13 protein-coding genes are annotated in these 14,066 nt (G+C 65.3%); 3 read left to right on the forward strand and 10 right to left on the reverse strand.

What is annotated here, in order from left to right; all coding sequences use genetic code 11:
* The coding region (locus tag VKP01_RS17255) for a hypothetical protein (RefSeq protein WP_324414474.1) at positions 1-619 on the forward strand (619 nt) is incomplete at its 5' end.
* A gap of 64 nt (positions 620-683) precedes the next feature.
* Here the strand turns inward: VKP01_RS17255 and VKP01_RS17260 are convergent.
* The 4 genes from VKP01_RS17260 to ltnD all read right to left on the reverse strand — a co-directional run bounded on the left by VKP01_RS17260 (position 684) and on the right by ltnD (position 5,611).
* Positions 684-2,357 carry a TRAP transporter large permease gene (locus VKP01_RS17260; RefSeq protein ID WP_324414476.1) on the reverse strand — a complete coding sequence of 558 codons (1,674 nt, stop codon included), beginning with the start codon at positions 2,355-2,357 and terminating at the stop codon, positions 684-686.
* Between the two features lie 124 nt (positions 2,358-2,481).
* The gene (locus VKP01_RS17265) at positions 2,482-3,297 is read right to left on the reverse strand and encodes a universal stress protein (RefSeq protein WP_324414478.1); all 816 of its coding nucleotides are present in this window, start codon (positions 3,295-3,297) and stop codon (positions 2,482-2,484) included.
* Positions 3,298-3,463: 166 nt separating this feature from the next.
* On the reverse strand, positions 3,464-4,522 hold the full coding sequence (locus tag VKP01_RS17270; RefSeq protein WP_324414480.1) for a PRC-barrel domain-containing protein: 1,059 nt from the start codon (positions 4,520-4,522) through the stop codon (positions 3,464-3,466).
* 183 nt (positions 4,523-4,705) lie between these two features.
* The gene (ltnD, locus tag VKP01_RS17275; protein ID WP_324414482.1) at positions 4,706-5,611 is read right to left on the reverse strand and encodes an L-threonate dehydrogenase; all 906 of its coding nucleotides are present in this window, start codon (positions 5,609-5,611) and stop codon (positions 4,706-4,708) included.
* 317 nt (positions 5,612-5,928) lie between these two features.
* Between ltnD and VKP01_RS17280 the strand changes: the two genes are divergently transcribed.
* Positions 5,929-7,098, forward strand: a complete 1,170-nt coding sequence (locus tag VKP01_RS17280) for an MHYT domain-containing protein (RefSeq protein ID WP_324414484.1) — start codon at positions 5,929-5,931, stop codon at positions 7,096-7,098.
* A 51-nt stretch (positions 7,099-7,149) separates the two neighbouring features.
* On the opposite strand, the gene VKP01_RS17285 is transcribed toward VKP01_RS17280, so the two are convergent.
* Positions 7,150-8,412 carry an MFS transporter gene (locus tag VKP01_RS17285; protein ID WP_324414486.1) on the reverse strand — a complete coding sequence of 421 codons (1,263 nt, stop codon included), beginning with the start codon at positions 8,410-8,412 and terminating at the stop codon, positions 7,150-7,152.
* Positions 8,413-8,717: 305 nt separating this feature from the next.
* Between VKP01_RS17285 and VKP01_RS17290 the strand changes: the two genes are divergently transcribed.
* Positions 8,718-9,560 (forward strand): formate/nitrite transporter family protein, encoded by an 843-nt coding sequence (locus tag VKP01_RS17290; RefSeq protein WP_324414488.1) that lies wholly within the window; start codon positions 8,718-8,720, stop codon positions 9,558-9,560.
* Between the two features lie 13 nt (positions 9,561-9,573).
* Here the strand turns inward: VKP01_RS17290 and VKP01_RS17295 are convergent, their stop codons facing one another.
* The 5 genes from VKP01_RS17295 to VKP01_RS17315 all read right to left on the reverse strand — a co-directional run.
* Positions 9,574-9,897, reverse strand: coding sequence for a P-II family nitrogen regulator (locus tag VKP01_RS17295; protein ID WP_324414490.1), 324 nt, complete (start codon positions 9,895-9,897; stop codon positions 9,574-9,576).
* A complete protein-coding gene (locus tag VKP01_RS17300) occupies positions 9,897-10,856 on the reverse strand; it encodes a sodium-dependent bicarbonate transport family permease (protein ID WP_324414492.1) in 960 nt (319 codons plus the stop codon). The genes VKP01_RS17295 and VKP01_RS17300 overlap by 1 nt, the downstream gene beginning before the upstream one ends.
* Before the next feature lie 100 nt (positions 10,857-10,956).
* A complete protein-coding gene (locus VKP01_RS17305) occupies positions 10,957-12,393 on the reverse strand; it encodes an amidase (protein ID WP_324414494.1) in 1,437 nt (478 codons plus the stop codon).
* A 108-nt stretch (positions 12,394-12,501) separates the two neighbouring features.
* Entirely contained in the window at positions 12,502-13,422 is a 921-nt protein-coding gene (locus VKP01_RS17310; RefSeq protein WP_324414496.1) for an AEC family transporter, read from the reverse strand.
* A gap of 16 nt (positions 13,423-13,438) precedes the next feature.
* The coding region (locus VKP01_RS17315) for a M23 family metallopeptidase (protein WP_324414498.1) at positions 13,439-14,066 on the reverse strand (628 nt) is incomplete at its 5' end.

Here is a 14,066-nt window from a genome sequence, read left to right on the forward strand (position 1 = left end):
GAATCGGCCCTTGCGCTATGATTTCAGCTATCTTCGGGATCAGATTGCGAATATGAATCCGTACGAGCAGCAACTGCTCGCCCTACGTGCCCTGGAGTTGAACGAGATGGAGGCAACCGGCGTCGTGAGCGGCGAGATTCAAGCGCCGCGTGATGCTGATGGGCGTGTGCCGGAGGGCTATGTCCACGTGCAGGGCGACATGTCCAAATTGTCGGTGCTGAACAACAAGCTCGGCTGGGGTGTGGGTGATAAGGCGATCGGCCACCTTAACGCTGGCATCCAGGCTGCGGCCGCAGCCTATCCGGACGTCACTTTCCGCAAATATGGCGGTGACGAGTGGGAGGCGATCGGACCGCGCGAATCTGCGGAAGCGGCCGTCGCGATGATCCGACAGTATCTCGCGGATGTGACGATTTCCTTCCCCAATCCGAACAATCCGGCGGAAACCTGGACGCTGCACGGTCTCGGCGTGCAGATCGGTATCCTCGATATCGAGCGGGATTCGCCGACGGGACGCGCTTCGCCCGAAGACCTCGAACGCAACATGGGGGAGGACAAGCTGCGTCAAGGCTATACGCTCGACATCCGCGACCAGTATGGCAACCCTGTCCAGCCGTGAGCAGACAGATGCAGCGCCCGGCTCGCCCTGCGGGCCGGGCGCTGCGCGCCACTCTCGCAAAGCATCAATCCCGCCGCATCCCCGGCACATCAAACCCGGGCGGCGTGAGGCCAAATCCGCCGTCATCCTCCAGCCCCGGCAACCGCAGATCGTCGAGGCGGCGCTCGACCTCTCCCGCCGTGATGCCCGGTCCGGTGCGCTGGTAATGGGTCACCATCTGCGGAAAGGCCAGCACGATGGCGATCATGACAAGCTGGATCAGGACGAAGGGGAATGCGCCGCGATAGATCGCGAGCGTATCCACCCCGCGCCGCCACTCCCCCGTCTGCGGATCGGGCCCATCCTTTGCCGGCACCACGGAGCGCAGATAGAATAACGCAAAGCCGAAGGGCGGTGTCAGGAACGAAGTCTGGAAGGCGAGCGCGAGCAGCACGCCGAAGAAGATCAGATCGATGCCCAGAGCCTCGGCCGGCACGATCAGAAGCGGCACCAGGATGAAGACGATCTCGAAGAAATCGAGAAAAAAGCCCAGCGCGAAGACCAATAGCCCCACAAAGACGAGAAACCCCGCCTCCCCACCGGGCAGGGCCAGAAGCCAGTCCTTCACCCAGATATGCCCGTCGACACCATAGAAAGTGAGCGCGAAGACGCGCGCGCCGATCAGGATGAAGATCACGAAGGAGCACAGCTGAAGCGTGCCTTCGCAGGTCTCGCGCAGCAGCGGCAGATCGAGCCGGCGGCGCGCCATGGCGAGGCCGAGCGCGCCCAGCGCCCCGAGCGCCCCACCCTCGGTGGGCGTGGCGATGCCGACGAAGATTGCCCCCAGCACCAGCAGGATCAGCGCCAGCGGCGGCACCAGTGCGAGCACCACGCGCTCGGCCAGCGGCGCGATCAGGCCGGGGATCAGCCGGCGGCTTGCAAGCGCGATCGCGAGCGCCGTGAGCGCGCCGATCGCCCCGCCATAGACGAGCGGCGCGCGCGCCACATGCGGTGCGAGCGCCCATGTCGCGATCAGGGCCGCCGCCATGGCGATGGCGAGCGTCACGATCAGCGAGATCATTCCGGTCTCGCCGGAACGCGCCTCGGGCGGCAGCGCCGGCGCCATCTGCGGGCGGATGACGCTGATCAGGGCGACGTAGACGGCGTAGAGCCCGGCCAGCGCCAGCGCCGGCAACAGCGCCCCGGCATACATGTCGCCGACGGAGCGCTGCAGCTGGTCGGCGAGCACGATCAGCACCAGCGAAGGCGGCATGATCTGCGCGAGCGTCCCCGATGCCGCGATCACGCCGGTGGCGAGGCGCGGATCGTAGCGGTAGCGCAGCATGATCGGCAGCGAGATCAGCCCCATGGCGATGACGGCGGCGGCGATCACCCCGGTGGCGGCGGCAAGCAGGGCGCCGACGACGATCACCGCATAGGCGAGACCCCCGCGCAACGAACCGAAGAGCTGCCCCATCGTGTCGAGCAGATCCTCCGCCATGCGTGAGCGCTCCAGCACCAGCCCCATGAAGGCGAAGAAGGGGATGGCGAGCAGCGTTTCGTTGGCGAGAACGGCAAAGAGCCGATCCGGCAGAGCCTGCAGGAAGCCGGGCGGAAACAGATCGAGCCAGATGCCGAGCATCGCATAGGCGAGACCCAGCGCGGCGAGGGAAAACGCGATCGGGTAGCCCAGGATCATGATCGCGATCAGCGAGCCGAACATGATCGGCGCCAGGTTGGCAATGATGAAGGCTGTCATGACCGGCGTCGTCCCGCCCCTTGCGCCCGCGCCGCGCCCCGCACCGGTCGTGCAGGCGCGAGCGCGTGCTCAAGGTGGCCGCGCCGGCGCGGCCCGTCAATCCCCGCGCCGGGCCTCAGGCGCCTCAATGCGCCAGCAGAAGGGGGGTGCGTGCGTGCTCCAGCAGGGTGCGGGTGACGCCGCCGAGCACCCATTCCCGCAGCCGCGAATGACCGTAGCCCCCGGCGATGATCAGATCGGCATCGCTGCTCCTGGCTTCCGCGAGGATCGCCTCGCCCGGATCGGCAGAGCGCAGCTCGTTCAGTGTGACCTTGACGCCGTGGCGATCGAGATGGCTTGCGAGGCGGGTATCGAGCGTATCCTCCGACAGGTGCTTCTCGGCGGTGACCACCACCACTTTCGCCGCCTTTTCGAGGAAGGGCATGGCCTCGGCCACGGCGCGTGCGGCCTCCCGGCTGCCGTTCCAGCCGATCACGACCGTCCTGATCGGGCCCGGATCGCGCTCTGGCGCCGCCAGCAGGACGGCGCGCCCGCTGCCGAACAGCACCGCTTCGATCAGCCCCGTCCAGCGCGGTGCGGCCTCGGTCGGGCGCAGGCCGATGAAGAGATCCGCGTGGCGCGCGGCTCGCGCGGCCTGATAGCCCGCCTGGTCGTCGACGGCGTCGATGCGCTGCAGATCATAGGGGAAACGAAGGCCTTCCAGCGTCTTGCGGATCGTCTTTTCGGTGCTGTCTCCCTCGGCGGTGGCGCGCTCGACCAGTTCGGCCATGGCGATCGCGCCGGTCCCGGCCGCATCCGCCGAAATCGAGAAGCCCGGATAGGCATTCACGAACAGCGCCCCGATATGCGCCTTGTAGCGGTCGGCCAGTGCTTCCGCGAAACCGAGGCGATGCGCATCATCCGCGCCGCCGTCGAGGTGAACCATCAGATCCTTGAGCATCACGACAACATCCTTTCATGGCTCGCGCCATCCTCTGCCAGGCGCAGCGCCGGCGCCTTGAGATTTCGCAATTTCCGCAAGGCAAAGCAAAAGACCGCCACCTGATGAAGGGTGGCGGTCGATCATTGCAAACCTGTTCAGTGCAAGCCCGTTCAGGCAACATGCGTCAGCGCTGATGCTCGGGCATCTCGTTCAGCGCTTCCTCGGTCACATCCACATAGAGGCGCAGATCATCGGCGCCGTCATGCAGGATCGTCACCTCGTCGAGGCCGATCGCCACGGTATGCTCGCCGAGCCCGAGAAAGCCGCCGACATCCACGACGACATATTCCAGCGCATTGTCGGCGCCGGCCATGACGTCATCGACATTGCCGACATCCTCGTCGTTCACGTCATACACGTTGGCGCCGAGCAGCTCATCGACCGAGAAGTTGTCCGCCTCGGCGCGGTTGTAACCCTCGCGTTCGAAGTCCGGGGCGGTAAACATCTCGCGGCCCTGGCGCCATTGCTCCTGACCGGCATCATGAGCGGGACGCGATTGCGCCATCGTATCATCGCGATCCGCGTCCTGTTCAGCGGTCCCCTGCCCGGCAGTCTCCTGTCCGGTTGTCCCCCGATCGGCGAGACCCACGCCCTCGGCGTCATCCCCAGTGCCGTTCATGACGGTGAGGTTCTCGAAGGCCTCGCGGTCGAATTCAGGCGCCTCTTCCAGCGACTGCACGTCGATCTGCGCCAGCACCATCACGCTTCCCGGATCATCGGCATCGCGGGCAAAGCCGAGCTGGTCGAGGCCGACCGCCACTTCGCGCTCACCGATTCCGAGAAAACCGCCGACGCCGACGATGATGCCGCGGATATTGCCATCCTGATCGACCAGCACATCCTGAACGTCACCGATCTCCTCAAGACTTTCGCGCTGATCCGCATTGATCGTACGGACCGCACGCATGTCTGTGCTGTCGGCGTCGCTGCTCATCGGAAGAACTTCATCATGAGCAAAGACTGATGCTTCCATGATTTCGCTGGCGAGCACATCAGCTTCATGTGCTGTTTCGATGAACGTAGCCATGGACTGCGTTTCATCAGTCATCTGAGTGTCGTTTGCCGCTGTTTGCGCAAGGGCAGGAGAGCTGATCAGTAGAGCGATAGCAGATGTGGCGATAAAATGTTTCATTTTGCACCTCCTGATGCATATTATTTCAAATCGACCCATGTCGATCTGCATTCGGAGGCATAACAACTGCAGGCGCGCACCGTTCCGAAATAAATTATTGCCAAGTTTATTTTTCCAGGCGCGGAACCTTTTTGTCGATCAAAAAACGACTCGACGAGAGCATTGTATGCCGCAGACTGCCGGGAATTGCAGCATGACGCTCTCCATAAACCGGGTGCCGCGCGCAAGCGTCGTTCAATCGTCACCAGGCAGGTTCAGCCCCGCATTGCGGGCATAGACCTTCGCCACGGCGGCATCGTCCTCGCGCCCCAGCCCCGAGCCGGATGCGGCGAGGAACTGCTGCAGGGCGGCTGCGGTAAGAGGCGCAGAGAACTTCGCGCCGCGCGCGACATCGAGCACGATGCCGAGATCCTTGGGCCAGATATCAACGGCGGAATGGGGCGTGTAATCGCCCGCAACGATATGAGGCGCGCGATTTTCGAACATCCATGATGTGCCGGCGCATTGCGGGATCACCTCCAGCGTCTTCTGCGGGGAGATTCCCTGCGTCATGCCGAAGGTGACCGCCTCCGCCATGGCGGCGATATGCACGCCGGCGAGCATCTGGTTGATCGCCTTCATCGCCGAACCGGCGCCGGGCTCGGGGCCGAGATCGAACACGGTCTCTGCGACCGCATCGAGAACGGGTCGAGCTGCCGCGAGAGCATCCGGGCTGCCCGACGCCATCACCGAGAGCGCCCCGCGCGCCGCCTTGGCGGCGCCGCCGGAAATCGGCGCGTCGAGATAGTGCAGGCCCAGTTCGCCGCAGCGCGTGGCGAGAGCGCGGGCCTGATCAGGGGCGATCGTCGGGCAGGCAATGATCACGGCGCCAGGGCGCAGATGCGCGGCTATGCCGTCGGCGCCGAAAAGCACGGCCTCGAGTTGCGCGGCATTGAGCACGACGATCACCGCCGCATCCGCCTGCGCGCCGGCTTCCGCGACACCGGCCTGCCGCCCGCCCTCGCCGACGAGCTTCTCGACAGGGCCGGGGGCCACGTCGAAGCCGTAGACGGCGGCGCCGGCACGGATGAGCGTCGCGGCCATGCCGTAGCCCATGGAGCCGAGGCCGAAAAAGGCGATGGTCTGATCGGAAAGGCGCATGGCGGGGCTCCCGGAGAGTGACGAAGACATGTTTCGCATGATTGTTTCACGCTGCGTCCGCGCTTTGAAGTCTTGCAGATCGCCTTTGTCCGTTTGGGCTTTCACGGATGCTGCGATGCACAACCGAAGAGTGGAATTCATGCGTCGCAGCATTGACAGCGTTCAAGCCCCGCCGGTACTTTTCTCCCGTGCCGGCGATGCGATCCGATCGGCGCGCACAATGTTTCGCACCACAAGGCCAGCAAAACCCACAAGCGAAACAGACAGGTCCGGCGCGACAGCGAACCGGGCGGTTTCGGGCAGGACGCTGACGCGCGATGATCCTCTACACATACGATCCCTGGCTGGTGCTGGCATCGATTGCCATTTCGATGATGGCGGCCTTTACCGGGCTGACCCTGACGCAGGGTCTGTCGCGCCTGACGAAGGGTCAGCGTCAGGCGCGAATCGTGATGGCCGCGATCGCGCTCGGCGGCGGCATCTGGTCGATGCATTTCATCGCCATGCTGTCGATGCGCTTTCCGGTGCAGGTCCATTACGACATCCTGCCGACGACTGCATCCGCCCTGATCGCGATCCTGCTGGCAGGAATCGCGCTGCTGCTGATGCATTTCGGCCCCCGCACGCGCTTGCGCATGGGGCTCGCCGGCGCGATCCTCGGCACCGGCATCGTGACGATGCATTATGTCGGCATCAACGCCATCGAGGGCTGCCGACCGGTCTATGAGCCGGCTGGATTCGTCATCGTCGGTCTGATTGCGGCGGGAATGGGTGCGGCGGCGATCGGCATCGCCTATGGCCGGCGCACCCGGCGCAACACGTTGCTCGCGACGCTGGTCTTCGGTGCCAGCGTGGTGGTGGTGCATTTCTCGGCGATGAACTGGACCGATTTCATGGAGGTGAGCCGCACGGCCTTCGACGCGCCGGCGCTTGCCAATGCCCAGATCGCCCTGATCGTGCTCTTTGCCGGATTCGTCATCTCCGGCGCCTTCCTGCTCACGGCGGCGAGCCTGCTCGACGGCCCGGCGGAGGCCGTTGCTGCGGTGGAAACGGCACCTCCCGCGCCGCCTGCCCCGGCGTTCGAAGAGGGGATGCCGGCGCAGCCCAGGATCGAGAAGCCGCAGGACCCCGCCCCGGCGGCGGAAGCAGCCGCTTCAATACGCGTGCCTTATGAGAAAGACGGTGCCACCTTCTTCGTGCCCGCGGGCGAAGTCTTCGCCCTGCGGGCGGAGGGGCATTATTCCATCGTCTACATCGCCTCCGGGCGGGTCTTCTGTCCGTGGTCGATCTCGGAAGCGGAAAAGCGCCTTCCGGCCCAGTTCCTGCGCGTACACCGGTCCTATCTGGTCAATGCCGCCCGCGTCGCGGGTTTCCAAAGGCGCAAGGACAACGGCTACTGCCTGCTCGATGGCAGCCCCTCTCTCGACCGCGTCCCCGTCGCCCGTTCACGCATCGCGGAATTGCGTTCGGCGCTCGGCTTGAACTGACCTTTTCGCCTGCGGAATCGGGCGTTGAACGCGCGGCGCGCCATTGGACCGTCAGCGCCGGGTCTCTTCCGCTGCGGGATCGTCTCGGGTGGCGACATGGGTGGGGAGGATGAAGATGGCGGCGATTTGCAGCCCGGCCAGCGTGCCGAAGACGGCGCGGTGAGCGAAGACCCGGTCGGCCCCCTCCCAGGGATCGAGCAGCACGCCGACGAGCCATTGCAGCAGGAAGGCGCTGGAAAAAACCAGCATGTTCACGGAGGTCGAGACCCGCCCGCCCAGTTCCGGCGGAAAGGCGGCGTTGAGCACCGCGAAATAGAGCATGCTGCTCAGACCGAAAAAGGCGAAAGCCGTCCACAGGGCGATCCCGGGCACCGGCAATCCGAAGACGAGCGCCGCCTGCACCGCGATGAAGGCGAGGGAAAAGCCGAGTGCCGTGCGCAGGACAGGCACGCCGCGCTGGCGCAGCCGGTCGGCGATCAGCCCGGTTCCGAGCGAACCGAAGATGATTCCCGTCGTCGCGATTCCGAGAATCGCCGCGACATCGGCGGCGGGTACGGCGGCGACATCGCGCATCCAGATCGCGGCCCAGAGCCCGTGATAGGCCAGAAACGTCGCCTGGCTCAGCACCACGAGTGGCGCGATGCGCAGAAAGACCGGCGAGCGGAAGATGCGCGCTGCGCCGCGAATCGCCGCGCCCCAGCTCTCCGACCGGCCCGCTTTCGCGTGACGCGGCCCCACTGCGAAGAGCAGGACGGCGACCGCGACCGTCATCACTGCGAGCGCGGTGAAGATCGCGCGCCAATCCGTCACCGTCAGGGCGATCTGCACGGGCGTCGTCGCGGCGATGGCGCCAAGACCGCCCATCGCGATGATGATCCCGTTGGCCAGTGGCAGGCGGGCGGCGGGAAACCATTGCACATTGGCCTTGAGTGCGGCCATCAGGCAGGCCGAGACGCCCAACCCGATCAGACCGCGTCCGATGGCCAGCGCCGTGATCGAATCGGCCATGGCGAAGACGAGTGCACCCCCGGCTGCGATGACCAGCAGGGCGGCTTCGACGATGCGCGGGCCATAGCGATCGAGCAGGATGCCCAGTGGTATCTGGAAGAGCGCGAAGGTGAGGAAATAGGCGCTGGTGACGAGGCCGAGATCGCCCGGGGTGAGATCGAGCGACGCCGCGATTTCCGGTCCTGCGACGGCATTCACGGTGCGATAGAGGAAGCTGAAGAAATAGGCGATGCCGAAGGGCAGCAGGATCCGCCCGATCAGGGCAGCCGTGCTCGCCCCGCCGGACGGAGGCGTGATCGCGGGCATATGCGCCCTCCCTGTTCGCCGCCTTGTTGGAATTGCTGTATCGCGTGCGATACGCCACCCGGTTACGACATGCCGGGCCGGCAGCATGGATATTCCCGCTGGCCGCGCGGTGCAAGGCTCCCCGCCGCGCGCAGGCGCCGATTCCCTTCGGGCCGCTTCGCGCCTGCGCTTTTGCGGCAGGGTGACGGGTGATGTATGGAGGTGACCGGTGGCGATGATCGTGTGCGCCGGTTCAACCCACCCCTCATCCCTCCCCTGCGGGCAGGGATGATGCCCGAGGCCTTCATGACGGGGACGGAGATGGCATGAACCGCTTCGATGACGGCGAGGAATCCGACGCACATCACCCGCACACGGCGTTGACAACCTATCGGGCCATGTTCGATGTCGAGCATGACGAGGCGGTCGATGAGCTGGCGCGGCCCGCAGTGGCGCTGTTTTCTTCCGGCATGATCGCCGGGATGTGTGCGGGTGTCAGCGTGCTGCTGCTCGGGATGATCGTCGGCGCATATGGCGGCGTGATCGGCGAGCCGCTGCAACGGCTGCTCTTCGGCTGCGCCTATGCCGTGGGCTTCATCATCGCCATTATGGGGCGCACCGATCTCTATACGGAATATACCACCATCGCGATCTTCCCGGTTCTGACCGGAGAGCGCGGCGTCGGCATGCTGTTGCGGTTATGGGGACTGGTGCTCGGCGGCAATCTCGCCGGCGGCTTCCTGCTCGCACTGTTCATCACCACGATGGCCCCGGCCCTGAGGATCGCCGACCATGATGATTTCGTGCGCTTCGCCGTCTATCTCGGAGCTTATCCGCTCGGCGTGATCGCCATGAGCGCGGTGCTGGCCGGATGGCTGATGGGGCTCCTCTCCTGGCTGATTGCGGGCGGGCGCGATTCGACCAGCCAGTTCCTCTTCATCTTGGTGATCGGCGTCACGATCGGCGCCCTTGGTCTGCATCATTCGGTGACGACGTCGATCGCGCTGTTTGCCGGGATGATCTCGGATTCGCCGATGGGCTGGCTGCGCGCCGGCAGTGTCTTTGCCGCGATCGTTATCGGCAACGCGATCGGTGGGCTGATCTTCGCCGTGCTGGTGCGCGAGGGGGTCAAGCTCGACGTGCGGGCGGGCCGTGAGCGCGATCGCTGAATCGGAAGACGCCTCAGAATTTCCCCGGGCGCACCACCTCGACCTTGCTCTTCAGCAGCACGGAGCCGTAAGCCTCCAGAACCGGCGACAATTCACGAGTGAAGGCCTCGGCTTTCTCGCGATTGCACACGGTGATGAAGAGCACCTTCGAGGCGGCGCCCGTCACCTGGTCATCGCGCCAGCGCCCACTGCGCCCGGAGCCGCCGAGCGTCGGCAATACGGTCCAGCCGGTGAGGCCGTGGCGTTCGGCGGCTTCCTCGACCCGCCGCACGAGCGGCGAATCGAGCAGGATTTCGACCTTGATACGCTCGAGATCCACGGGATCCGGCTCGCTCATCACACCACCTGCGTCGCGAGGAAGACGAAATACGGTATGCCGATGGTGATGTTGAAGGGGAACGTCACCGCCAGCGACATGGCAAGATACAGCCCCGGATCGGCCTGGGGAAGGGCCAGACGCATGGCAGCCGGCACGGCGATATAGGAAGCACTCGCCGCCAGCATGCCGAGTGCCGCTGCACTGCCCGTATCGAGCCCGATCAGCGCGCCGACCAGCACGCCGATCGTGCCGTTGAGCACGGGGAAGACGATGCCGAGCCCGGCCAGCCGCCAGGTCAGCGCCCGCGATTCGCGCAGGCGGCGGATGGCGACGAGGCCCATATCGAGCAGGAAGAGACACAGGATTCCCGTGAAGATGTCCTGAAACAGCGGCGCGATCGGCGCGAAACCCTCCTTGCCGGCAATCAGCCCGATGATGAAGGATCCCATCAGCAAGACTACCGAGCCGTTCAGAAGCGTCTCGTGCAACAGGCCGTGCCCTGACTGGACCTGCACGCTGCCGCCGCGCCGGGCGAGCATCAGCCCGACGATGATGGCCGGCGTCTCCATCAGAGCGAGCACGGCGACCATGTAACCCGCCGGTGGCATCCCGCCGGAGCCGAGCACCTGCGATCCGGCGACGAAGGTCACCACGCTGACGGAACCGTAATGCGCCGCGACTGCCGCCGCGTTGACGGTATCAAGTCGCCCGATCCGCTTCAGCGCGAGAAACAGTGGTATCGGGATCAGGAAGGAAAGGACAAGCCCCGCCAGCGCCGCGAGCGCCATGTCGGGCGTAAAGCCGCTTTGCGAAACCTCGACGCCGCCCTTCAGCCCGATCGCCGCCATCAGATAGAGCGAGATGCCCTTGGCAACGGCCTCCGGAATCGCGAGATCGGATCTCACCGCTGCTGCCAGTGCGCCCAGTATGAAGAACAGGATCACGGGAGAGAGCAGCGTTTCGAAACCGGATGGCATCAGCGTCCTTCGCCTTAGCAGTGAACCTCGCGCGTGGGATAGGCTCTGATCAACAGGGGTGCAAGGCCGTTTTTGCAATTCCACACGGAAATCCTGCGATTCACGCTCCCGGCGGGACCTGTTCGCTCCAGGAAGTGGCCCGATCATAGGCATGGGCAATCTCGAGCACGGCGCGTTCCGCGCGATCGGGCCCCCAGATCTGCATCCCCATGGGCAGACCGGCCTCGCCGAAACCGACCGGCACGCTGATCGCCGGGCAGCCCGACATGGTAACGGGCACCACCACCTCCATCCAGCGGTGATAGCTGTCCATCTCCCGCCCGCCGACCTTGCGTGGCCAGGTCTCTTCGATGGCGAAGGGGAAGACCTGGGCGGTGGGGAGCAGCAGGAAGTCGAAGCGCTCAAACAAGTTGCGCACATATTGATACCAGGCGCTGCGCCGCGTGGAGGCTGTCGTGATGTCAAAAACGCCGAGCTTCAGACCGTTCTCGATCTCCCAGACGGCTTCGGGCTTGAGCTGGTCCCGGCGCGAGCGGTCCTGGTAGAGCGGCAGCAGGCCGGCGCCGACCTGCCAGTGCCGCAAGGTGCAGAAGGCCTGCCAGACATCCTCCATGTCGTAATCGAGCGAAACCGTCTCGACATGGCAGCCGAGATTCTCGAAGACCGGCAGCGCCGCTTCGCAGAGTGCAATGATCCCCGGCTCGAAAGGCAGCCTCCCGTCGAGATCGCCCAGCCAGCCGATGCGCAGCCCAGATACGTCCCGATCGAGCGGGGCGGCGAATTCCGTGCCGTCGCCCTCGAGGCCGAGCGGCTGGCGTGGATCGTAACCCGCCTGTACCGCCAGCAATTGCGCCAGATCGGCGACATTGCGCGCCATCGGGCCGTTCACGCCCATGCCGGGGAGGAAGACATCCTCGTTACTGGCGGGCACGCGCCCGAAACCGGGCCGCAGGCCATAGACGTTGTTGAAGGCGCCCGGATTGCGCAGGGAACCGCCGAAATCGCTGCCGTCTGCCACGGGCAAAAGCCGCGTCGCCAGCGCCACCGCCGCGCCGCCACTTGAGCCGCCTGCGGTATGAGCGGGGCTGTAAGCGTTGGCGGTGGGGCCGAAGACGGGGTTGTAGGTGTTGGAGCCGAGCCCGAATTCCGGCACGTTGGTCTTGCCGATGATGATCGCGCCCGCATCACGCATGCGTGCGACATAGGACGCGTCGCTGCTTGCGATATTGTCTTTCAAGAGCGGAGAGCCCTTGGTGGTAGGCAGGCCCGCCGCATCGGCCAGATCCTTGATCGCCTGGGGAAAGCCGTGCATCCAGCCGCGCGACGTGCCCGCAGCGAGTTCATCGTCGCGCCCGCGCGCCTCGCGCATCAGCTCCTCGCGCGGGCGCAGCGAGACGATGGCGTTCAGCCTCGGATTGAGTGCATCGATGCGGTCGAGATAGGCCGCCATCACCTCCGCGCAGGAGAGGTCGCGGTCATGGATCGCGCGCGACAGCGCGACGGCGTCCATCATCGGAATCTCAGAGGGCTGGCTCATCGGGAATCTCCATAGGCGAGGCGGCACCACAGTGTCCGCGCGCGGTTCGGTTTGGAAGGGCTGCACCCGCTAAGCCCGGATGCGCGACCGGTCACCGCTCCCGCTTGCTCACCCCGGTGTGCCGAGGATCGCCAACCAGATTACCGTCGTAAGCATGGCCATCACCGTGGTCAGGAAGACCCCGCCAGAGGCCAGCGCCACGCCTTCCCGGTAGCTCTGCGCCAGCAGATAGGCGTTGATACCCGTAGGGCAGGCTGCGAGCAGCACCGCCGTCGCCGCCCAGACCGGCGGCAAGGTGATCACATGGAAGACGATCACATAGACGATCAGCGGCTGCACGACGAGCTTGAGCACGGTGATCAGCGCCGGCCGGCGCCAGTCGCCGCCCAGCCCGTAGCGATGCAGGGCGATACCGGTGGCGACCAGCGCGCAGGGCACCGCTGCGCCGCCGAGGATTTCGAGCGTACGCCAGACCGGTCCCGGCAGGTCGAGCCCGGACATGCGCATGGCCGCGCCGGCAAGGATCGCCAGAATGATGGGGTGGCGCACGAGCTTGAGGAAGATCGCGCGCCAGGAGGTCTGTCGGCCTTCCAGAAACAGCGTCGCGACGGTCAGGGTGATGGGCAGATGGATGCCGATCAGCAGAAATAGCGGAGCTGCCGCCGCCTCGCCATAGGCCGAGAGCACCAGCGGAATGCCGATCAGCACCAGATTGGCCTGACCGGCGGTGAAGCCGGCCACCACCGCCCCGGCATGGCTGTCGGCGAAGAAGAAACGGGCAACGAGATCGGCGATCGCCCAGACCACGGCCAGCGCGAAGAAATATGCGCCCCAATAGGCCCATGGCTGCACATCCGGCAGATCGGAGCGCGAGAGTGTGGAGAAAAGCAGCGCCGGGATCGCCATGATGAAAACGAACCGCGACAGTGTCTCACCGAGTCCGTCATCGACGAAACGCCCGCGGCGCACGCCATAGCCGAGCGCGATCAGGGCAAAGATCGGGAAGACGATCGCGATCGAGGCGAGCATGCGAAATCCACCGGGTTCAGCGCCCGGAGCCCTGCGCGAATCGCGTCGGTCCGCCGGCACGTTCGATCAACTCATTGATCTCGTCACGCTGCTGGTTGAACAAGGCAAGGTCGCGCCCGTCCAGTTCGCGGCTGCGGGGCACGCGAATCTTCAGCGGATCGACGAAATCGGCGTTGACCAGAACCTCGTAGTGCAGATGCGGCCCTGTGGAAAGCCCGGTACTGCCCAGCGTACCGATGACCTGCCCTTGGGTCACTTCTGCCCCGACCTCGAGCCCGGCGGCGATCCGGTTCATGTGGGAATAGGTGGTGACGTAGCCGTTGGCATGCTCGATCTCGACCCGACGCCCGTAGCCGCCGGACCAGCCTGCCTTGATCACCCGTCCATTCCCCGCTGCAAAGATCGGTGTTCCGGTCCGCGCGCCGTAATCAATGCCGGTATGCATGCGGGCATAGCCCAGTATCGGATGGCGACGCATGCCGAAACCGGAGGTCAATCGTCCCTCCGCCACGGGTTTGCGCATCAGGAACTTGCGTAAGGAGCGTCCTTCAGGGTCGAAGAATTCGATGGTTCCGTCTTCCGGATCGGCGAAGCGATAGACCCGGCGCGTTTCTCCGCCAATGGTCAGCGCAGCCGAGAGCAAT

The organism is Saliniramus sp. (assembly GCF_035311605.1).
Classification (GTDB): Bacteria; Pseudomonadota; Alphaproteobacteria; order Rhizobiales; family Beijerinckiaceae; genus Saliniramus.